The 20,319-nt window shown below is 68.5% G+C and carries 16 protein-coding genes and 1 tRNA gene; 7 read left to right on the top strand and 10 right to left on the bottom strand.

Annotated elements, in window-relative coordinates:
• Nucleotides 1–10: 10 nt before the first annotated feature.
• The 5 genes from H9Y04_RS13090 to H9Y04_RS13070 form a co-directional block, all read right to left on the bottom strand.
• A complete protein-coding gene (locus tag H9Y04_RS13090) occupies nt 11–832 on the bottom strand; it encodes a carbohydrate ABC transporter permease (RefSeq protein WP_187813986.1) in 822 nt (273 codons plus the stop codon).
• The gene (locus H9Y04_RS13085; protein ID WP_187813985.1) at nt 829–1,803 is read right to left on the bottom strand and encodes a carbohydrate ABC transporter permease; all 975 of its coding nucleotides are present in this window, start codon (nt 1,801–1,803) and stop codon (nt 829–831) included. Before H9Y04_RS13085 ends, H9Y04_RS13090 begins: the two co-directional genes overlap by 4 nt.
• On the bottom strand, nt 1,803–3,098 hold the full coding sequence (locus tag H9Y04_RS13080; protein WP_187813984.1) for an ABC transporter substrate-binding protein: 1,296 nt from the start codon (nt 3,096–3,098) through the stop codon (nt 1,803–1,805). Before H9Y04_RS13080 ends, H9Y04_RS13085 begins: the two co-directional genes overlap by 1 nt.
• A gap of 523 nt (nt 3,099–3,621) precedes the next feature.
• Nucleotides 3,622–4,269, bottom strand: coding sequence for a response regulator (locus H9Y04_RS13075; RefSeq protein WP_187813983.1), 648 nt, complete (start codon nt 4,267–4,269; stop codon nt 3,622–3,624).
• On the bottom strand, nt 4,254–5,471 hold the full coding sequence (locus H9Y04_RS13070; RefSeq protein WP_214661182.1) for a sensor histidine kinase: 1,218 nt from the start codon (nt 5,469–5,471) through the stop codon (nt 4,254–4,256). Before H9Y04_RS13070 ends, H9Y04_RS13075 begins: the two co-directional genes overlap by 16 nt.
• A gap of 136 nt (nt 5,472–5,607) precedes the next feature.
• Between H9Y04_RS13070 and H9Y04_RS13065 the strand changes: the two genes are divergently transcribed.
• Both H9Y04_RS13065 and H9Y04_RS13060 read left to right on the top strand, forming a co-directional pair.
• Nucleotides 5,608–6,378, top strand: a complete 771-nt coding sequence (locus H9Y04_RS13065; RefSeq protein WP_187813982.1) for an ABC transporter ATP-binding protein — start codon at nt 5,608–5,610, stop codon at nt 6,376–6,378.
• A gap of 5 nt (nt 6,379–6,383) precedes the next feature.
• Nucleotides 6,384–8,780, top strand: coding sequence for an ABC transporter permease (locus H9Y04_RS13060; protein WP_187813981.1), 2,397 nt, complete (start codon nt 6,384–6,386; stop codon nt 8,778–8,780).
• A 112-nt stretch (nt 8,781–8,892) separates the two neighbouring features.
• Here the strand turns inward: H9Y04_RS13060 and H9Y04_RS13055 are convergent, their stop codons facing one another.
• Complete coding sequence (locus tag H9Y04_RS13055) at nt 8,893–9,135, bottom strand: hypothetical protein (protein WP_187813980.1); 243 nt, start codon at nt 9,133–9,135, stop codon at nt 8,893–8,895.
• A 540-nt stretch (nt 9,136–9,675) separates the two neighbouring features.
• On the opposite strand from H9Y04_RS13055, the gene H9Y04_RS13050 reads away from it, so the two are divergent.
• The gene (locus H9Y04_RS13050; RefSeq protein WP_214661181.1) at nt 9,676–10,653 is read left to right on the top strand and encodes a cyclase family protein; all 978 of its coding nucleotides are present in this window, start codon (nt 9,676–9,678) and stop codon (nt 10,651–10,653) included.
• 293 nt (nt 10,654–10,946) lie between these two features.
• The gene (locus H9Y04_RS13045) at nt 10,947–11,813 is read left to right on the top strand and encodes a helix-turn-helix domain-containing protein (RefSeq protein ID WP_187813979.1); all 867 of its coding nucleotides are present in this window, start codon (nt 10,947–10,949) and stop codon (nt 11,811–11,813) included.
• 104 nt (nt 11,814–11,917) lie between these two features.
• Here H9Y04_RS13045 and H9Y04_RS13040 read toward each other — a convergent pair.
• Nucleotides 11,918–12,002: transfer RNA gene (locus tag H9Y04_RS13040), tRNA-Leu, on the bottom strand.
• Between the two features lie 131 nt (nt 12,003–12,133).
• Here H9Y04_RS13040 and H9Y04_RS13035 point away from each other — a divergent pair.
• Nucleotides 12,134–13,456: a DUF2254 domain-containing protein gene (locus tag H9Y04_RS13035; protein WP_187813978.1), complete on the top strand. Its 1,323-nt coding sequence runs from the start codon at nt 12,134–12,136 to the stop codon at nt 13,454–13,456.
• A 167-nt stretch (nt 13,457–13,623) separates the two neighbouring features.
• On the opposite strand, the gene H9Y04_RS13030 is transcribed toward H9Y04_RS13035, so the two are convergent.
• From H9Y04_RS13030 to sucC, 3 genes are all read right to left on the bottom strand, one after another.
• A complete protein-coding gene (locus H9Y04_RS13030) occupies nt 13,624–15,189 on the bottom strand; it encodes an aldehyde dehydrogenase family protein (protein WP_187813977.1) in 1,566 nt (521 codons plus the stop codon).
• A gap of 146 nt (nt 15,190–15,335) precedes the next feature.
• Nucleotides 15,336–16,220: a succinate--CoA ligase subunit alpha gene (sucD, locus tag H9Y04_RS13025; RefSeq protein WP_187813976.1), complete on the bottom strand. Its 885-nt coding sequence runs from the start codon at nt 16,218–16,220 to the stop codon at nt 15,336–15,338.
• A 27-nt stretch (nt 16,221–16,247) separates the two neighbouring features.
• The gene (gene sucC / locus H9Y04_RS13020) at nt 16,248–17,378 is read right to left on the bottom strand and encodes an ADP-forming succinate--CoA ligase subunit beta (RefSeq protein ID WP_187813975.1); all 1,131 of its coding nucleotides are present in this window, start codon (nt 17,376–17,378) and stop codon (nt 16,248–16,250) included.
• A 188-nt stretch (nt 17,379–17,566) separates the two neighbouring features.
• On the opposite strand from sucC, the gene H9Y04_RS13015 reads away from it, so the two are divergent.
• The gene (locus tag H9Y04_RS13015; RefSeq protein WP_187813974.1) at nt 17,567–19,069 is read left to right on the top strand and encodes a thiamine pyrophosphate-binding protein; all 1,503 of its coding nucleotides are present in this window, start codon (nt 17,567–17,569) and stop codon (nt 19,067–19,069) included.
• Nucleotides 19,070–19,083: 14 nt separating this feature from the next.
• Nucleotides 19,084–20,319: a formyl-CoA transferase gene (gene frc / locus H9Y04_RS13010; protein WP_187813973.1), complete on the top strand. Its 1,236-nt coding sequence runs from the start codon at nt 19,084–19,086 to the stop codon at nt 20,317–20,319.

The following is a 20,319-nucleotide window of genomic DNA, read 5'->3' as shown; positions in this document are numbered from 1 at the left end:
CCTTTCAGGGTCATTTGACAGCGCCCACGGCGATGCCGCGGGTCAGCGTCCGCTGGAAGACGAGGAAGAAGGCGATGGCGGGCAGCACACCGAGGAGCGCGGCGGCGTTCGTCATCGTGGCGTCCATGTCGCGCTGGCCCTGGAGCACACCGAGGGCGACGGAGACGGTCTGGACGTCGTCGGAGACGAGCATGACCAGGGGAAGCAGGAACTCGTTCCAGGTCCAGATGAAGAACAGGACCATCAGGACCCCGATGGTGGGCCGGCTGACCGGCACCACGACCCGCCACAGGACCTGCCACCTGCTCGCCCCGTCGATCGCGGCGGCCTCGATGATCTCGCGCGGGAATCCGGAGAGCACCGAGGAGAGCAGGTAGGTGCCGAAGGCCGACTGGATCACCGTGAAGACGATGATGACGCTCAGCCTGGTGTCGTAGAGGCCGGCCTCCTTGGAGAGGTAGTAGACCGGGTAGACCAGGGCCTCCTGCGGCAGCATGTTCGCCAGGACGAAGAAGGCGAGCACCCAGGGCCGCCCCTTGATCCGGCCGATGCCGATGGCATACGCGCTGAACACGGAGAGCACGACGGCGAGCGTCGCCACCGAGCCGGCGATCAGCACTGAGTTCCACAGCTTCTCGCCGAAGTCGACGCGTTCCCAGAACGCGGTGAGACCGTCCAGGTAGAGACCGTCCGGCAGGCTGAGCGGCCCGTCGGAGGAGTACTCGTCCGGTGACTTCACCGCGTTCATGAGCACGACCACGAACGGCAGGACCATGAACACCGCGCCGAGCGCGAGTGCCGCGAGCACGGGGTACTTCTTGACGGCGGTCATCGGGTCTCGTCCTCCGCCCTGGTCTGCAGGCGCAGCGCCACGACGGCGAGCACCATGATGAGGATGGTGAGGACGGTGGAGATGGCGGCCCCGTAGCCGGCCTGGAAGTTCTCGAAGAAGTTCTGGTACGCGAAGTAGGACGGAACGTTCGTGGAGCCGCCGGGACCGCCGCCGGTGAGCACGTACACCATGCCGAAGACCTTCAGCGCGGCGATCGTGCACCAAAGGAGCACCACGGCGATCTCCGGCCGCAGTTGGGGCAGGGTCACGTGCCAGAACCGCCGCCACCAGCCCGCGCCGTCCAGCTCGGCCGCCTCGTGCAACGCCGGGTCGAGGCGCTGCAGCCCGGACATGAAAATGACCAGCGGGAAGCCGATCTGCACCCAGACCATGACGGCCATGACGCTGTACAGCGCCCAGTTCGGATCGCCGAGCCAGTCCTGCTGCAACGAGTCGAGACCGATCGCGCCGAGCAGGTCGTTGAGCGAGCCGTTCTCCGGGGCGAGGATCCAGCTCCATACGATGCCGGCGACCGCGATCGGGAGCACCTGCGGCAGATAGAAGCAGGCACGCAGCGCGGAGGCCCAGCGGCTGCCGGCGTGTGTGGCGACGACGTCGAAGAGGGCTGAGGCGAGGACGAGTCCGATGGCGGTGGGCAGCAGCGCCATCGCCACGACCATCGCGAGGCTGTGCCGGAACGACTCCCAGAAGTCCTCGTCGCCGACGAGCTTCTCGTAGTTGTCCAGACCCGTGAACTCGGGGGTGCCGACGCCGGACCACTCGGTGAAGCTGATCCCGGTGTTCATGACGAACGGCACGACGATGACGACGAGGAAGGCCAGCGCGCCCGGGAGCAGGTACAGCGCGTACGAACCCTCCACGGCGGAGCGCCCGTTGCCCGCCCGGCGCCGGCGGGAGGGCGTCGGGCCCCCGCCGGCGCCCTGCGCCGTCTTGGCGACGACGGTCGTCATTACTTGAGCACGTTCTCGTCGTATTCGGCCTGGAGCGACTTCAGTACGTCCCCAGGTCCGGCGCTCTGCGTGATCAGTTTCTGGACCTCGGACGTGAGGCTGTCGTAGAAGCCGTTGGCCGGCCAGTCGGGGTAGAACGCGAGGCCGTCGTCTCCCGCGAGCTTGTCGAACTGCTCGATGAGCGTCTTGGAGCGTGCGTCGGTGATGGCTGCGGGGTCGGCCGCGATCGGCACACCGCCGGCGTTGCCGAGGGTGTTCTGGATCTGCTTCTGCATCGTGATGTCGATGAATTCGTACGCGAGTTCCTTGTTCTTGGCGCCCTCGGGCACGACCCAGAGGTTGCCGCCGGAACCGAGCGTGAGCTTGCTGCCGGGCCACATGAAGGTGCCCCAGTCGAACTTCTTGATCTCGGTGGCGAAGCGGCCGAACCACCAGCTGCCGGAGAAGAACATCGGGTGCTTGCCTTGCATGAAGGAGACGCCGGCGTCCTCTGCCTTCACACCGCTGGAGCTCTTCGCGATGTAGCCCTTGTCGACCCAGTCGGCGAAGGTCTCCGCGGCGTAGGTCCAGGCGGCGTCGGAGAAGTCGGTCTCGCCCTTCATCTGGAAGGACTCGACCCAGGACTGATCGGCCTGGGTGAGGGCCAGCTGGTACACGTACTGCTGGGCTATGTACTCGGCGCCCCCGTTCGCGAACGGGGTGAGGCCCGCGTCCTTGAAGGTGGCGAGTGCCTGCTCCAGCTCGTCGACCGAGGTCGGTACCTCGACTCCGTGCTCGGCGAAGAGGTCCTTGTTGTAGTAGACCAGCGTGTACTCGGCGTAGTTGGGCACGCCGTACCAGGCGCCGGATCCCATCACGCCCTTGTTGTACTTGCTGGTGACGGCGACGGTCGGCGGTACGGACTTGTCCCAGCCGCGCTTCTTCGCCTCTTCGCTCAGATCGGTGAGCAGTCCCTGCTTGGAGAGCTGTCCGGTGGTGGAGTTGCCCTTGTTGTACTCGAGGAGGTCGGGTGCCTCGTCGGAGTTGAGCACCTGGGGCGCGGTCTTCTGGATCTGCTCGAAGCCCTTGGCCTCGAACTCGACCTTGACATCCGGATGCTTCTTCTTGAACTCCGCGATGGCCTGGTCCCAGGCCTTGCCCATGGCGCTCTCGGGCGCTTCGTAGTGCCAGAGCCGCAGCGTCTTGCCGTCCTCTTTGTCACCGGCGTCGTCGCCGCACGCGGCGAGTGTGCTCAGCGAGAGGAACCCCGCCAGGGCAGCCGCCAGGAGGCGCGCCCTTCTCCGTGCCTTCAACATCGACTGCCTCCACGGGAGTTGGAATGAGCGTGGGAATGAGCATGGGGATGAGCGGAAGGGAGTGACCTGATCGTCGAACCGATTCGACGACTCTTGTCGAAGCGCTTCGACAGAGCAAGGTAGGGATGTGTCGGCGGCAGGTCAATGGTGTGAACAAAACCCGCGGACGGGACTGTCAGGCAGCGACTCGGAGGTATCGGTTCGCGAGGGAGCACGCCGAGCGACACTCCCTGACGAAACTGCATTCGATGCGGAGCGCGACGCGTTCGATGGTGTCCCTCGACGGCTGCGTCATCGGGCGGCGGGTGCGGTTTCCGGTCGGCCTGCGGCCCAGGGAAGGCACCAGTGCGAGCCGAGATCAGGCCTGACCCGGGCAACGACAGATCCCCGCAGCTTCAGCGAAGCCACGGGGATCTGGTTGGTGCCCGAGGGGCGAGTTGGACCGATGGCCCGCACATGCCGTCGCTCGCCATTGTCTTCGATCTGACGATGGCGCGATCATGACGCGTGCCGCGTCTCTTCGTCATGCCCGCAGATACGCAAGCACCGCGAGCACCCGCCGATGTCCTTCGGTGGCCACCGGCAGGTCCAGCTTGTTGAAGATGTTGCCGATGTGCTTGTTGACGGCCGCCTCGCTGATGAACAGCTGCTTCGCGAGCCCGGCGTTGGTGCGGCCCTCGGCGATCAGCGCGAGCACCTCACGTTCGCGCGAGCTGAGCTTCTCCAGGGGGTCCTGGCGCAGCTGGACCAGCTGTTGGATGACCTCGGGGTCGACCACGGTCCCACCGGCGGCGACGCGTTCGATCGCGCCGGTGAAGTCGGCCACCTTGCTGACCCGCTCCTTGAGCAGATAGCCCACCCCGGCGCCGCCGCCGGAGTCCAGCAGGCGCAGGGCGTAGGAGCGTTCCACGTACTGGCTGAGCACGAGCACCGGCAGTCCGGGGAACTCCGTGCGCAGCTCGACCGCCGCCCGCAGCCCGTCGTCGCCGAGCGACGGCGGCATCCGTACGTCCGTGACGATCAGGTCGGGACGGTCGGCTCGGACGGCCGCGAGGAGCGCGTCGGCGTCGCCGACCGCCGCGACCACTTGGTGGCCGACGCGTTCGAGCAGGCCGACGAGACCCTCGCGCAACAGGACGGCGTCCTCGGCCACGATCAGGCGAAGCGACACGGGACCTCCACGTGCACCAGGGTGGGACCACCGGCCGGACTCGACACCCGCATACGGCCGTCGAGGGCGCTGACCCGGTCGGCGAGACCGGTCACGCCGCCGCCGGCCGGGTCGAGCCCGCCCTTGCCGTCGTCCTTGATGTCGAGGACGAACAGGTCGGCGTGGTAGCGGCCGTGGACTTCGGCGCTCGTGGCGCCGCTGTGTTTGGCGATGTTCGTCATGGCCTCGTTGATCAGGTAGTACATGGTCGTTTCGAGCTTTCTGGACAGCCGCTCGGGCATCAGCAGATCCACCGTCACCGGGATCGGGAAGCGGCCCGCGTAGTCCTCGATCGCCGCGACGAGTCCGTGGTCGGCGAGGACCGGCGGGTTCAGGCCCCGGATCAGGGCCCGCAACTCCTTGTGCGCAGTGGAGAGTTGCTTCTCCGCCTGGGTCAGGAGCTCATCCTGCGCGGTGCCGTCCTCCACCTCAAGTCGCATGAGCCCCAAGGTCATTCCCAGGGAGACGAGGTGCTGCTGGGCTCCGTCGTGCAGATCGCGTTCGATGCGTACGCGCTCGGCGTCGAAGGAGTCGAGCAGCCGCGACTGCGAGGCGCGCACCTCGCGCAACTCCTCGCCCAGCTCGCGGTCGCGCGGCGCGAGGAACGTGCGCGCCATGGCGGCGCGCGCCCCGGCCCAGGAGGTCACCGTGTAGGGCGAGGAGAGCAGCACGATCACACCGAACACCGTCCACGGCCAGGTCTCACCGGACGTTGCGGCGATCATCGTCGCCGGCACCCCGAACGAGAAGCCGAGCACCAGGAGGTCGAGCCACCACAGCGCCGCCGCCGACAGGAGCGTGAACACCAACTCCCGCCACGTCGCCTGTTCCTTGAGCCGCGTGGCGATCCAGCCGCGCAGCCCTGGTGCGTCCGGGGCGCGGTGCGGGTCGTCCAGGCGATCCAAGTCGACGAGGCGCAGCCGCCGGCGCTCCACCGCCGCCACCGAGGTGGAGGCGAGCACCAGACCGACGAGCGGCGCGACGCCGAGCAGGACGACGAGAAGGACGATGCCCGCCGCGAGTCCCAGTGCGAAGACCACCATCGCCGCGGCACCGACCACGACACCACTGCTCAGATACGCGAGCGAACGCCAGGGCCAGCTCGAGGTCAGAAAGCTCAGGGGGCGCTGAGCCATGGCCTGCCAGGCTGTTGTGGGTTGCATGTGATCAACGTACCGACGCGGTCTCTCGCCGATCTCCGTGTTCCCTCGGTTGCCCCGCGAAGGTAGAGCTGGCTCTACCTCAGGAGTAGAGAGCAGGTCAGTGCCCCGGCACCCCCGTGCACGGTGAAATCGACGCATGACGATGACGAGCCACCTCACCCCGACACAGGACGCGGTCGAACTCCACGGCCTCCGCAAGGTGCACGGCACCGGCGGCCGCCAGGTCACCGCTCTGGACGGCGTCTCCCTCGGCTTTCCCCGCGGCACCTTCACCGCGATCATGGGCCCTTCCGGCTCCGGCAAGTCGACGCTGCTGCAGTGCGCGGCCGGTCTCGAGCAGCCCTCCGAAGGCAAGATCATCCTCGCGGGTGTGGACATCGGCCGGCAGAACGAGAAGCAGCGCACCGAACTGCGCCGCAAGCACATCGGATTCGTGTTCCAGGCCTTCAACCTGGTCGAGTCCCTGACCGCCGCACAGAACGTGGAGCTCCCGTCGCGGTTCGCCGGCCGCAAGGTCAGCCGCGAGCAGGTCGAACAGGCCCTCGCCTCGGTCGGTCTCGCCGAGCGTGCGGGACACCGCCCCAGCGAGCTCTCCGGCGGTCAGCAGCAGCGCGTCGCCCTCGCCCGCGCCCTCGTCACCCGCCCCGACGTCCTCTTCGCGGACGAGCCGACCGGCGCCCTGGACACGGTCACCTCGCGCGAGGTGCTGCGGATGATGCGGATGCTCGTCGACCAGGAGGGCCAGACCACCCTGATGGTCACGCACGATCCGGTGGCCGCGGCCCACGCCGACGTCGTCGTCTTCCTCAAGGACGGCCAGATCGCCGACCGTATTCCGCTCGACCGCCGGGCCGGCGTGAACAACGCCGCCGCGGTCGCCACCCACATGGCCGGGCTGGAGGCCTGACAGACATGCTGATCCTCGCGAACGTCCGTGAACGCTGGTCCGGTTTCCTCGGCGCCTTCGTCGCCGTCCTGGTCGGCGTCGCACTGATCACCACCACGCTGGTCGTCTACGACTCCGCCAAGGCCAAGGTGCAGCCGCGTTACGAGGCCGCACCTGTACTCGCCCTGCCGAAGCAGGCCGTCGACGCCGATGGCAGCCCAGAGGACCGTATGCCCTGGTCCAAGTCCGAGGCCGCACCGCTGGTCTCCGGGCTCGCCGAGGTCCCGGGCGTCGCCGACGCCGTCGTGGACCGCTCCTTCTACGCCCAGGCGATCAAGAACGGAGAGCTCGTCACCGATGAGGGCGCCCTGGAGTCCGGACACGGTTTCTCCAGCGCACAGATGGCCCCGTACGAGCTGGTCTCCGGCCGCGCACCGACCGCCGAGGACGAGGTGGTCGTCGACCGCGCCCTCGGTGCGGTCGTGGGCAGCGAGCTGACGGTCAACATCACCCAGGGCCGCGAGCAGTTCAAGGTCGTCGGCACCGTGGACGGGCCCGGCTACTACTTCAGCGAGGAGTTCGCCGCGGGGCAGCAGCCCGGTGTCGCCACCATCGCCCTGATCCCCGACAAGGACGCCGACACCGGCGCGATCGCCGCCGCCGCGAAGAAGGTCGTCGGCGACAACGGCAGCGTGGTCACCGGCGACGGGCGCTCCGAGCTGCAGCCCGCGCACATCGAGCACAAGCGCTTCCTCGGCGTCCAACTGATCAGCGCCATGGCCCTTCTGGGCCTGTTCACGACGGTGTTCGTGGTCGCCTCGATGCTGGTCCTGTCCACCGGGATGCGGCGCCGCGAGATCGGCCTCCTGCGCACGATCGGCGCCTCGCCGAAGCAGATCCGCCGCATGATCCTCGGCGAGGCCGCCGTGGTGGGCCTGGCCGGTTCCGTCGTCGGCTGCGTGGCCGGTGTGGCCGCCACCCCCCTGCTGCTCTGGATACTCGAAGGCCTGGACGTCACGCCGCCCGGGATGGAGATCTCGATCGCCTCGTGGCCGCTGCTCACCGCTTCCGTGATCGGGATCGGCGTGAGCGTGATCGGCGCCTGGAGCGCGGGCCGCAAGGCCGCCAAGGTCGCCCCGATAGAGGCGCTGCTCGACAGCCGCTCGGCCAACAAGGGCATGGGGCGCGGCCGTTGGATCGCCGGCCTGTCCGTCCTCGGACTGGGCGTCCTGCTCGCGATCGGCACCGCGACCTCCAGCGCCGACAACCGCATCAACACGGCGATCTTCGCCACCATGACCCTGATCGTCGCGGCCGCCCTGCTCGCCCCCGTGTTCGTCGCCCCCGCCGGCCGGTTCCTGACCGCCCCGTTCCAGCGTGGCGGCAAGGCCGCCCCGGTCCTGGTCCGCGCCGAACTGGTCGCCAATCCCCGCCGCGCCGCCTCCCTGGTGGCCCCGGTGATCGCCGCGGTCGGCTTCGCGGTTCTGCTCAGCGGCATGGTGGAGACCATGCGCGTCGCCTACCCGGCGGGTGAGGCCCTGAAGGTCGCGGGCCAGACGATCGTCACGCCGGACGGCACCCCGGGAAACACCGACGAGGTCGTCGCCGCCAACCCGGTGGGCAAGGCCGCCCTGCCCACCCGGGCGTTCGTCGAGACCGGCAAGTCGGATGAGTCCGCCGGCGCCGCCACGGTCCTGGACGTCCTGGGCAGCCGGGACCCGAAGTGGAACAAGCAGGGGGAGGCCGTACTCGGCGAGAAGATGGCCGGCGAACTCGGCCTGAAGCAGGGCCAGGAGGTCCCGGTCCGGTTCGCGGACGGCGCCACCGTCTCGCTCACCGTCGCCAAGGTGCTGCCCGACGACCCGGCCCGCGGTGACGTCGTGGTCGCCCGCGACCTGGTCCGCGCCCACGACCCGGCCGCGCTCACCGACGACATCTTCGTCCCGGCCGGCGCCAAGGCCTCCGACGCGGTCCCCGGGGTCGCGCTGCACGACGCAGCCGAGTACGCCCTCGCCGACTACAACACGGACGCCAAGCTCACCGAGTCGCTCGCCATGATGCTGATCGTGATCGCCGTCGGCTACAGCGTGATCGCCGTCGCCAACAGCATGGCCATGGCGGCCCACAGCCGGCGCCGCGACTTCGGGGTGATGAAGTCGGCCGGCGGCACCGTCCGCCAACTCCTGTTCACCTCGGCCGGTGAGACCACCCTGGTCATCGTCATCGGCGCGGCCCTCGGCGTGCTGGTCACGCTGCCCCCGCTGGCCGGCATGGCGGCGGGCCTCTCCGAGGCAACCTCGTCGGACGTGGGCCTGCACCTGAACTCCGGCGCCATCGCCACCGCCGTCATCGGCACCCTGGCGGCGGCGGTACTCGCCGGGATCGCGGTCACCTCGAAGACCCTGAAGAGGCAGACGGCGTAAGCAGGAAGAAGGAGGCTGAACGCCTCTGCGCGAGCAGCTACACGCACCGCAAGCGGCGACTCCCAGGAGCCGCCGCTTCGCGGCGCGTCTGCGGCACGACGCCGGCACGGTCTCATTCGGGGATCTCGTCGAGCCCGGCCGTGGCGGGAACGGATGCGATCTGCCGCACCGGGATCAGCAGGACCCCGACGGGTGTCTGCGGCTCGGTGAGCGAGCTGGTGATGAGGTCGGAGTCGGTCTCGCTGCTCGGGCCGAGGCGTTCGGACTCCTCGACGAGGACGCCGGCTCGCACCCCCATCGCGCGCTCGCTCGCCGCGGAGTCCGCCTGCAACGCTTTGCGCCACATCCCGCGCACGCTCCGATCGTCCGCTGGATCTTCGCCCAACGACTCGCCGGACACACCCGTCTTCACAACCCCCGCTACACCGGCCGCCAGGTCTGGAACCGTCAGCGCACCGACCACACCCTGATCGACCCCGCCAACACCGCCCTCGGACACCGCGACACCGTCCGCTGACCGACACCACCGCGTGAGAAGGGAGACCGGGAACGGCAGAACGCCCGCCTTCAGAAGACCCTGAAGACGGGCGCCGAATTCGCATGCCCGCAACCGTTGTGTCCGAGGGGCTAGTTGGAACCGAATTCCTACGGATTCCACCGCTCACGGCCGAGCTGGCACTCGCCATTCCCTGGGTGCAACCCCGCCCGTTTCGCCCGCCGACCTTCCGTTCCGACCTGACACCGGTCGACTGGTCATCTCGTGCCTGGGATCCTTCCGCCCTGGTTGGCAAGCCGGTCAACGCGTGATGATCACGAGTAATCAGTTGTGCAGTGCTTCCGCGGCTTCGTGCCGGTCTGACGCTGCATGCGACTGTTCGTCTCGTGAGGAGTGCTTATGCGCAGGTCATTGCTGGTGATGACATCTGTTTCGATGGCACTGGTTGCCGCTGCCACACCTTCCGGGGGCGTGGCAGAAAAACCCTCCAGCGCACGCCATTCGGCGGTTGGCGATCAGAATGACTGGGGGGCCGACGACGAGATCGGTGCGGCCAACCGGTTGACTCCGCAGTTGGCCCTCGACGCCGCGAAACTGGTCACGACCGGGAAAACGTACTCGTTGGGCATGACGGTGGACAGCAAAACACCCGCATACGGCCACCGGAGTTTTCGAGTAATCATGACTCAACCGGAAAACCCTGCCGGCAAGCCCATCGGATCGACCAAGCTCACGTACAACGATGAGGTCGTGGAGGGCTGGCTCGGAGTCGGCACCCAGCTCAACGGACTGGGGCATATCGGAATCGACAACGTCTACTACAACGGCAACCGGACCGAGGACTTCGTCACTGTCCAAGGCGTACGGAAACTGGGCTTGGAGAAAGTGCCGCCTATGGTAACCCGCGGCGTATTGCTCGATATGGCCGCGCATCGGGGGGTGGATACCGTCCCGGAGGGAACCGCGTTCAGCGCCGCAGAGATCAAAGCGGTCGCAAAACGGCAGAAGGTCACCATTCGACCGGGAGACGTCGTCCTTTTCAACACCGGATGGCACAAGCTCATGGGTAAGGACAACGACCGATTTCTCGCCGGTGGACCCGGAATTAATCGTGATGCCGCGCGTTACTTGGCTGATCGAGGCGTAGTCGCGGTTGGATCGGATACGTGGGCGCTGGAGGTGGTCCCCTTCGAACCAGGGGCAGGCACGTTCGAGGTCAACCAGTTCTTGGTGGCAAAAAAGGGCATCTACGTGCTGGAAAACATCCAGAGCGCGGGCTTGGCGGCAGACCGAGTCTACGAATTCATGTTCACTCTCGGCCACGCCAAGTACGCCGGAACCACGCAATCGATCATCAACCCGGTCGCCATTCGGTGATCGCTGGGACTGTCGATGGAGCGCCGTCCTGTCCGGGTCACCGCGAACAGGACGGCGTTGCGGCTTTACGCACAGGACAGTCGCTCGTTTTCGGTGACGTGGTGAAAGTGGGGAGTGGACCGGTCTGTGAATACCGCGCGGGTGGTGCAGGTCTGGTCGGGATGGTTCGACCTCTTCTTCGCTGGGCCGGCGGGGGTCTTCGGCCGGGTCGAGCTGCGTCAGCGCCCATGACTGACCTGCCTGGGCATCGGATGACTACCCACAGCGCGCTACTCCGGGTGGATACTCGACGAATGGATCGACGTGCGGTGCTTGCCGAGTTCCTGCGCTCGCGGCGTGCGAGGTTGCGGCCTGACGAACTGGGGTTGCCCGAGCAAGGTCACCGCCGAGTGCCAGGGCTGCGGCGCGAGGAACTCGCGATGCTCGCCGGGGTCAGCGTGGACCACTACGTGCGACTGGAGCAGGGCCGCACCCTGCACTACTCCGCTGCGGTGCTCGACGCCGTCGCCGGTGCCCTGCGGCTCGACGAGGACGAGCGGCAACACCTGTACCGGCTCGCGCGGCCATCGACCACCTCTGGCCGCCCCCGTGAGCAAATCGTCCAACCAGGGCTCCAGCGCCTGCTCGACTCGATGACCGACGTGCCGGCATACATCGTCGGCCGCCGGGTCGACGTGCTCGCCTGGAACGCCTTGGCCGCAGCTCTGATCACCGACTTCGGCACCCTCACCGCACAGGACTGCAACTTCGCTCGCCTGGTGTTCACCGACGAAAGCATCAAGGAGCTGTTCTGCGACTGGCATCGAAAAGCCGATGACGTCGTGGCCTACCTGCGGCTCGACGCGGGCCGCCATCCGGACGACCCTCGACTGGCCGACCTGGTCGCCGAGTTGCAGGAGGCCAGCCCGTACTTCTGCCGACTGTGGGCCGAATATCCGGTCCGGGACAAGACGAGGGGCCATTACTGGTTCCGTCACCCCGTCGTGGGCGACCTCGAACTCGCCTACGAGACACTGCGGGTGGCCGACGATCCCGATCAGGCCTTGATCACCTACACCGTCGCAGCGGGTTCGCCCTCGGAGACCTCCCTGCGTTTACTGGCAGCCATCGGTCCTGACCGGAACGGGCAGACCTGGCCCCGATCATCCCCAGCTGGTTGATCGTGGGATCGCATGCAACCTCTGAGAGGTCTGCCCCTGGAAAGGCCTTGAGGCCGGGAACGCCACAAGCCTGCTCGCGCACGAGCAGGCTTGTGGTAACTACGTGTCCGAGGGGGGACTTGAACCCCCACGCCCGATAAAGGGCACTAGCACCTCAAGCTAGCGCGTCTGCCATTCCGCCACCCGGACAAGGTGTCTGTCGTTCGCGGGGTGTTCCCCGCGGCGACATGGACAACAATACCAAGCTTTCGGGGTGCCTTTCACCTGCGTATTCGGGGCGGCTGCAGGGGTGTGGGAGCGGGCCGCTCTAACGTCTCACCATGAGTGATCATGTCGTCACGGACGGCCCACCTGGGCGTTTGCCGCGGCCCCTGTCGCCGCTGCGGGAGCATCTGCGGGACAGCTTCTGGTTCGCGCCCACGGCCGGGCTTGTCCTGGTCTTCGGGCTGTGGCTGGTGGCCTCGTTTGCCGACCGGGAGATTCTCGAGGCGCTGCGGGCGGACGACGACCGGCGCGGGCTCACCTGGGCCATCGGGTTCGCCGAGGACGTCAAGGCCGTCGTCACCGCGATCAGCTCGGCGATGATGACCTTCATCGGTGTCGTCTTCAGCATCTCGCTGGTGGCCGTGCAGATGGCCAGTGGGCAGTTCAGTCCGCGGGTGGTGCGGATCTTCGTGCGGTCGCGGATCGCCAAGGTGACGTTCACGGTCTTTCTGGCGACGTTTCTGCTCTCGCTGCTCGTGCTGATGTCGTACGACGGGGAGCCCGATCCGCGCGCCGTGGGCAGCGTGCCGCTGGTGCAGGCCGTGCTCGCGCTGGTGATGGTGGGGCTGAGCCTGTTCCTGTTCATCGGGTACGTGAACGGGACGCTGCGCATGATGCGGGTCGGGTTCGTGATCGACCGGATCACGCGGGAGGCATTCCGGGTCGTGGCCAAGCAGCCGTCGGCCGCGGTGGCCGGCTGGGAGCCGGGCCGCGAGACTGCGCGGATCGCGCATCACGGGCGGGCCGGTGTGCTGCGGGATGTGCATATCGCGCGCTTGGTGCGGGCGGCTCGGAAGCAGGGGACGGTGCTGCGGCTGATTCCGCGGATCGGGGATTTCGTGGTGCCGGGGACGCCGGTGCTCGCGGTGCACGGCGGGACGGCGCCTCCGCGTCGTGCGCTCGCGTACACCGTGTCGGTCGGGGTCGAGCGGACCTTTCACCAGGATCTCGGCTTCGGGCTTCGGCAGCTGTCGGACATCGCGTTGCGGGCGCTGTCGCCCGCGGTGAACGATCCGACGACCGCGGTGCAGGCTCTCGACCGGATCGTGCAGTTCCTGGCCGCGTTGGTGGACAAGCCACTGGAGGCCGTACAGCACTGCGACCGGCGCGGGCGGGTGCGGCTGGTCCAGCCGGTGCCGGGGTGGGAGGAGTTGGTCGATCTGGGATTCGCGGAGATCCGCAGGCACGCATCGGATCAGCCCCAGGTCACCCGGCGGATGCTCGCCGGCCTCGACGATCTGCTGCTGCTCGCGCCGGCCGAGCGCAGCCGGCCGTTGCTGCGGCATCGCGCCCTGCTCGTCGAGGCTGTGGCGGCCGTGGTGCCGCAGGCCGCGGACCGGGCGTTCGCCCTTCAGCCCGATCACCAAGGGATCGGCTGAGATCCCGGGAGACCGGCCGAGGCCCCGGGAAGCAGCCGAGCCCTCCAGGGATCGGCCGAGCCCCCCACGGATCGGCTGCGGCCGAAGGGCGAACGCGCGGGATGCCGGGTGCGGGTGCTGCGGGCCCGCACCCGGCATCGGGCAGTGGATCCGAAGGTGCTGAAGCGTTACGGCATCAGGTGGTAGTCCGGGAAGTTCCCCGGGATCCGCTCCCCCGCCGGTCCCCGCGTGACCGAGCGGACGAGGAGCTCGCCGCCGACGAACGCGCCTCGCCAGGACGCGCCGAAGCCGCCGAAGAGTTCCTCACGGTCGCCGCGCGAGCGGGGCTTGCCGTGGCCGACCTTGAAGGCGCGGATCTGCGGCGCGAGGCGCTCGTACGTCGACTTGTCGTCGGTGGACAGGGTGGCCACGAGCGCACCGTTGGACGCGTTCATCGCGGCGAGCAGCTCCGCCTCCGTGTCGACCAGGACGATCGTGTCGACCGGGCCGAAGGGTTCCGCGTGGTGGAGCGGGGAGGAGGGAGGGGGGTTCAACAACGTCACCGGGGTGAGGTACGCCGAGGTGTCCTGTCCGGGCAGGAAGTGGCCGTCCGTGAGCGAGCCGCGGTGCAGCGGGACCGCGCCGCGGTCGATGGCCTCCGCGACCTGGTCGGCGAGTTCCTTGGCCTTGGCCGCGTTGATCAGCGGGCCGAAGTCCAGGGAGGGCAGCGGGTCGGACGGGTCGGCCACGGCCAGCGGGTGGCCGATGCGGATGTCGCGTACGGCCGGAAGGTAGGCGTCGAGGAACTGGTCGAACAGCGACCGCTGCACCACGAAACGGGGATACGCAGTGCAGCGCTGCTTGCCGTAGTCGAAGAGCTTGGGGATGACGGCCGAGAGGGAGGGCCAGTCGGAGAAGTTCCAGATGCCCCAGGTGTTGAGGCCCTCCTGTTCGAGGTTGTGGCGCTTGCCGAGGTCGGCCACCGCGGTCGCGACGGCCGCTCCAGTGTCGCGCCCGCCGACGAAGGAGACGCAGCCGATCTCCGGGGAGCGCACCAGGGCTTCGGAGAGTTCTCCCCCGCTGCCGCTGACGAGGGTGACGGGGATGCCTTCGCGTACGGCGAGGGCGCAGGCCAGGGTGAGACAGGCGACGCCGCCGTCGGTCGGGGTCTTGGCGATCACCGCGTTGCCGGCCAGGGCCTGCACGAGCATCGCGTGCACGAGCACGGACATCGGGTAGTTCCAGCTCGCGATGTTGGACACCGGGCCGTCCAGTGGGGAGCGGCCTTCGAGCATGGGCTCGATGCCGTCCACGTACCAGCGCACGCCGTCGATCGCACGGTCGACGTCGGCCTGGGCCAGGCGCCAGGGCTTGCCGATCTCCCAGACGAGCAGCAGGGCGAGCAGTTCGCGGTGTTCGGTGAGGGCGTCGAGGGTCGCGGCGACCTTGGCGCGGCGTTCGTCGAGCGGCACGTGGCGCCAGGCGCGGTGCTGGTCGAGGGAGGCGCGGACCGCCGCCCGCGCCGCCTCGGAATCGAGGCGCGGTGGGCCGGCGATCGGGCCCCCGTCGACGGGGCTGGTGGCCGGCAGGGTGCGGCCGTCCGCCTGCCAGGTGCCGTTCCACAGATTGCGGACGCGGTCGTCCTGGAAGGCCTCGGGGGCGACGGCGAGGCAGCGTTGCCAGGCGTCGCTCCAGGCCGTTCCGGGCTTGAGGGACAGGGAGTTGAGGGAATGGGAGTTGAGAGTTGTTGCCATGGAGGGTCTCCGCTCACGGTGCACAGTCGGGGCGGGGGGTATGGCGCTCGCTACCAGACGGTAGGGCGTGGTACGGCAACTCTGCTGTGGCCGGGGCCACTTGGGGCCGGCATACGAACGGCCGGCCCAGGTGGCCCGCGGCGCGATCAGCGTTCGGTGTCGAGGGCTTCGAGGACCAGGCGGGCCGTCTCGGACGGGGTGGACCCCACACGTACGCCCGCGGCTTCGAGCGCTTCCTGCTTCGCCTTCGCTGTCCCTGAGGAACCGGAGACGATGGCGCCGGCGTGGCCCATGGTCTTGCCCTCGGGCGCGGTGAACCCGGCGACATAACCGACGACGGGCTTGGTGACGTGCTCCCGTATATACGCGGCGGCGCGTTCCTCCGCGTCGCCCCCGATCTCGCCGATGAGCACGATGAGTTCGGTGTCGGGGTCGGCCTGGAAGGCCTCCAGGCAGTCGATGTGCGTGGTGCCGATGACGGGGTCGCCGCCGATGCCGACACAGGTCGAGAATCCGATGTCCCGCAGCTCGTACATGAGTTGATAGGTGAGCGTGCCGGACTTGGAGACCAGGCCGATGCGGCCGGGCTTGGTGATGTCGGACGGGATGATGCCCGCGTTGGACTGGCCGGGGGTGATGAGGCCGGGGCAGTTGGGGCCGATGATGCGGGTGCCGCGCTCTTTCGCATACGCGTGGAAGGCGACCGAGTCGTGCACGGGGATGCCCTCGGTGATCACCACGGCGAGTCCGATCCCGGCGTCGGCGGCCTCGATGACGGCAGCCTTGCAGAACGCGGGCGGCACGAACACGATCGTGACGTCCGCGCCGGTCGCGTCCATCGCCTCGCGCACCCCGCCGAAGACGGGCACCGCGCGGTCGTCGAAGTCGACGGTCCGGCCGGCCTTGCGGGGGTTGACCCCGCCGACGACGTTCGTGCCGGCCGCGATCATGCGGCGGGTGTGCTTCATGCCCTCGGCGCCCGTCATGCCCTGGACGAGGACCTTGCTCTCCTTGGTCAGAAAGATGGCCATGGTCTGCTCCTGTGTCCTTGGGGAGGGCTACTTGGCGACTGCGAGGTCGGCGGCGCGCTGCGCGGCGCTGTCCATGGTGGGCTGCTGCTCGACGAGCGGGTGTGCGTGGGCGTCGAGGATGGCGCGGCCCTGTGCCGCGTTGTTGCCGTCCAGCCGTACGACCAAGGGCTTGGTGAGGTTGACCTCGCCGAGCGCCTGGACGATGCCGTCGGCCACGGCGTCGCAGGCGGTGATGCCGCCGAAGACGTTGACGAAGACGGACCTGACGTCGGGGTCGGAGAGGATGACGGAGAGTCCGTCGGCCATGACCTGGGCGGAGGCGCCGCCGCCGATGTCGAGGAAGTTGGCGGGCTTGGCACCGCAGCCGGCCACGACGTCGAGGGTGGACATGACGAGACCCGCGCCGTTGCCGATGACGCCGACCTGGCCTTCGAGCTTCACGTAGTTGAGGCCCTTCGCGGCGGCCTCGGCTTCGAGCGGGTCGTCGTGTGTGCTCCCGCCGTCGCCCCAACGCGCCTGACGGAAGCGGGCATTGTCGTCGAGGGTGACCTTGCCGTCGATGGCCATCAGCCGGCCGTCCTTGGTGCGGACGAGCGGATTGACCTCGACGAGGACGGCGTCCTCCTTGGTGAGCACCGTCCACAGCTGGACCAGGATCTCGGCGCTCTCGGCCGGCAGCCCGGCCGCGGCCGCGATCTCGGCGGCCTTGTCCGCGGTGACCCCCTCGGTGGGGTCGACAGGGATACGGGCCACCGCGTCGGGGCGGGTCGCGGCCACCTCCTCGATGTCCATGCCGCCCTCGGCGGAGGCGATCGCGAGGAACCGGCCGGCCGCGCGGTCGAGCACGTAACTGATGTAGAACTCGCTCTCGATGTCCACCGGCTGAGCCAGCATCACCTTGTGGACGGTGTGGCCCTTGATGTCCATACCGAGAATCTGACGTGCGGTGATCTCGGCCGATGCGGCGTCGGCGGCCGGCTTCACGCCGCCCGCCTTGCCGCGTCCGCCGGTCTTGACCTGGGCCTTGACGACGACCTTGCCGCCGAGGCGTTCCGCTGCGGCGCGGGCCTCCTTGGCGGTGTCTGCTACTTCCGCGTTCGGCACCAACACGCCGTAGTCCGCGAAGAGTTCCCTGGCTTGGTGCTCATACAGGTCCAATTTCGGCTCCTGACTCGAAAGTGCCGCACGCCCCCTGGACACCACCCACCGGATGCGGGATAACAAGCTTCATACAGTATTCGTCGACTGTATGCAATCTACCGCGACAGCACTGATGCGCTGCTCACGGCCGCTTTCCGAGTGGCCCGGGTGCGCTCCAACTCCTCAGGGAGAGAAGGGACTTCGCCATGCCCTACGGCTCGATCGCCACGCGCACCGCTGATGGGCGGCGGATCGCCCGGGAGCTCAAGGCTCAGGGTGTGCTCGTGGCGTTCGCCGCGGCGGGAGCTCCTGATACGGACGGGTGCGCGGCCGCGGGCATCGAGGTCGTTCCCGTACCCGGAGAGCACACCGCCGTGCACGCCGCCGACGGTTACGCCCGGATGACGGGGCGGCCGGGGTGCGCGCTGCTGCCCGGGAACGCCTGCGCGGACAAGGCCCTCGCGACCGCCGTACGCGCGCAGTCGCCGCTTCTCCTTGTCACCCCCTCGGGCACCACTCGGACTCCGGCCTACGCGTCCGTCCGGTCAACAGCGGTCGATCTCACGGCAGTCGAGAGCCTCGCGCATGTGCTTGCGCATGCCGAGCAGCCGGTGGTCGTCCTGGGCAGCCGAGTCCAGGACGCCCGCACCGGCGAAGCAGCCGTCGAGCTCATCCGCACCCTGGGGTTGCCGACGTATGCGGACGGTGCCGGCCGCGGCACTCTGGCACCCGGCGACCCGCATCTCTTCCAGCACTCCCGGGCCTACGCCCTCGCGGGCGCCGATGTGATCCTCGTGGTCGGTGCTCCTTACGGCATACGTGACTTCCGTGCCGCGTACGGCAGAAGGCTCTCTCCGCACGCCACGGTCGTGCGGATCGACCCGGGCCGCGCGGGAGCGGTGGTGCGGTCCGTGGCGCGGGCGGCCGCAGGGCACGCCGACGCGGCGCGCACCGCCGGCGGGCATGGCGTCTCGGCGCGCACCTCCGGCGGGGAGGCCGTCGAGGCGCGCGCGGTCCGGGCGGCCGGGCGGCGCAGGGAATGGCTGGACGAGCTGCGGTGCGCCGAACGGACCGCCGAGTCCCTGTGGCTGCGGCAGCTGACCTCCGACGCGTCCCCCGTTCACCCCTTTCGGCTGCTCGCCGAGACCGGTCGATTCCTCACCGAGGACTCGGTGTTCATCGCCGACGATCCGCGGTCGGCCGAGCTGGCCGGCCGCCTTGTGCAGCCCAAATCTCCCGGGCACTGGATGGACCCGGGTCCGCTCGGCACCGCAGGTGTCGGCATCCCGTTCGCGCTCGCCGTCCATCGGGCGTGCGCGAACAAGGAGACCGTCGTGCTCTTCGGCGACGATCCGTCCTCCACGGCGACACGGGACCTCGACGTCCTGGATGACCTCGACGACCTCGACGACGTCGACAACCTCGAAGTCCTTGTCCGCCATCACCTCCCCTTCATCGGGGTCGTCGCCCACACGGGCGACTCCCCGTTCATCGACCGGGCGCGGGCGCACGGCTGTTACGGCGAGGACGTCCAGGACCCCGCCGCCATCCGTCCCGCCCTGGAGCGCGCCCGCGCCACGGGCGGCCCGTCGCTGATCGGCGTACGGATCGATCCGGACGCATATCTCCCCGGATCCGTGAACTCACCGCACATCCCGAGCGAACAGAGCGACCAGCCCCACCCGACCGACGAACTCAGGAACAAGTAGAGGAGCGCTGTGCCATGACACAGACGAAGGCACTGGACGGCGTCCGCGTCCTCGACATGACCCATGTCCAGTCCGGACCATCGGCGACGCAGCTGCTCGCCTGGCTCGGCGCGGACGTGGTCAAGTTGGAGGCACCGACCGGAGATATCACCCGCAAGCAGCTACGCGACCTGCCCGATGTCGACTCCCTCTACTTCACGATGCTCAACTGCAACAAGCGGAGCATCACCCTCAACACCAAGACGGAGCGCGGCAAGGAGATCCTCACCGAGCTGATCCGCCGCTCGGACGTGATGGTCGAGAACTTCGGTCCGGGCGCGGTGGACCGCATGGGCTTCACCTGGGAGAAGATCCAGGAGATCAATCCTCGTATCGTCTATGCCTCCATCAAGGGGTTCGGCGAAGGCCCGTACACCAACTTCAAGGCATACGAGGTCGTGGCGCAGGCCATGGGCGGCTCGATGTCCACCACGGGCTTCGAGGACGGTCCCCCGCTGGCGACGGGGGCGCAGATCGGCGACTCGGGCACGGGCATTCACGCCGTCGCCGGCATTCTGGCGGCGCTCTTCCAGCGGGAGAGCACGGGCCGGGGGCAGCGGGTCAATGTCGCCATGCAGCATGCCGTGCTCAACCTCTGCCGGGTGAAGTTGCGCGATCAGCAGCGCCTGGCCCATGGCCCGCTCGCCGAATATCCCAACGACGACTTCGGGGACGAAGTTCCCCGTTCGGGGAACGCCTCCGGCGGCGGTCAGCCCGGCTGGGCGGTCAAGTGCGCGCCGGGCGGCCCCAACGACTACGTGTACGTGATCGTGCAGCCGGTCGGCTGGAAGCCGATCTCGGAGCTGATCGGCCGGCCCGAGCTGGCCGAGGACCCCGAGTGGGCCACGCCCGAGGCGCGGCTGCCGAAGCTCAACAAGATGTTCCAGCTCATCGAGGAGTGGTCTTCGACCCTGCCCAAGTGGCAGGTGCTCGAAGAGCTCAACGCGCACAACATCCCGTGCGGTCCGATCCTCTCCACCAAGGAGATCATCGAGGACGACTCCCTGGTCGCGAACGAGATGGTCGTCAAGGTTCCGCACCCCGAGCGAGGCGAGTTCACCACGGTCGGCTCCCCGCTCAAGTTGTCGGACTCCCCGGTGGATGTGAGGAGCTCGCCGCTGCTCGGCGAGCACAACGAAGAGGTCTACGTCGGCGAGCTCGGGCTCGGCGACGAAGAAGTCCGTCTGCTCAAGTCGACTGGAGTGATCTGA

It is taken from the genome of Streptomyces polyasparticus (assembly GCF_014493765.1).
GTDB classification, from domain to species: Bacteria; Actinomycetota; Actinomycetes; order Streptomycetales; family Streptomycetaceae; genus Streptomyces; species Streptomyces polyasparticus.
Note: the sequence above shows the minus strand (reverse complement) of the source record. Positions and strands in the feature narration are given on the sequence as shown.

Bases quoted from the DNA above. Each gene is read 5' to 3' on its own strand.
- H9Y04_RS13090 (WP_187813986.1), bottom strand. From the start codon at position 832: ATGACCGCCGTCAAGAAGTACCCCGTGCTCGCGGCACTCGCGCTCGGC.
- H9Y04_RS13085 (WP_187813985.1), bottom strand. From the start codon at position 1,803: ATGACGACCGTCGTCGCCAAGACGGCGCAGGGCGCCGGCGGGGGCCCG.
- H9Y04_RS13080 (WP_187813984.1), bottom strand. From the start codon at position 3,098: ATGTTGAAGGCACGGAGAAGGGCGCGCCTCCTGGCGGCTGCCCTGGCG.
- H9Y04_RS13070 (WP_214661182.1), bottom strand. From the start codon at position 5,471: ATGCAACCCACAACAGCCTGGCAGGCCATGGCTCAGCGCCCCCTGAGC.
- H9Y04_RS13065 (WP_187813982.1), top strand. From the start codon at position 5,608: ATGACGATGACGAGCCACCTCACCCCGACACAGGACGCGGTCGAACTC.
- H9Y04_RS13060 (WP_187813981.1), top strand. From the start codon at position 6,384: ATGCTGATCCTCGCGAACGTCCGTGAACGCTGGTCCGGTTTCCTCGGC.
- H9Y04_RS13050 (WP_214661181.1), top strand. From the start codon at position 9,676: ATGCGCAGGTCATTGCTGGTGATGACATCTGTTTCGATGGCACTGGTT.
- H9Y04_RS13045 (WP_187813979.1), top strand. From the start codon at position 10,947: ATGGATCGACGTGCGGTGCTTGCCGAGTTCCTGCGCTCGCGGCGTGCG.
- H9Y04_RS13035 (WP_187813978.1), top strand. From the start codon at position 12,134: ATGAGTGATCATGTCGTCACGGACGGCCCACCTGGGCGTTTGCCGCGG.
- H9Y04_RS13030 (WP_187813977.1), bottom strand. From the start codon at position 15,189: ATGGCAACAACTCTCAACTCCCATTCCCTCAACTCCCTGTCCCTCAAG.
- sucD (WP_187813976.1), bottom strand. From the start codon at position 16,220: ATGGCCATCTTTCTGACCAAGGAGAGCAAGGTCCTCGTCCAGGGCATG.
- H9Y04_RS13015 (WP_187813974.1), top strand. From the start codon at position 17,567: ATGCCCTACGGCTCGATCGCCACGCGCACCGCTGATGGGCGGCGGATC.
- frc (WP_187813973.1), top strand. From the start codon at position 19,084: ATGACACAGACGAAGGCACTGGACGGCGTCCGCGTCCTCGACATGACC.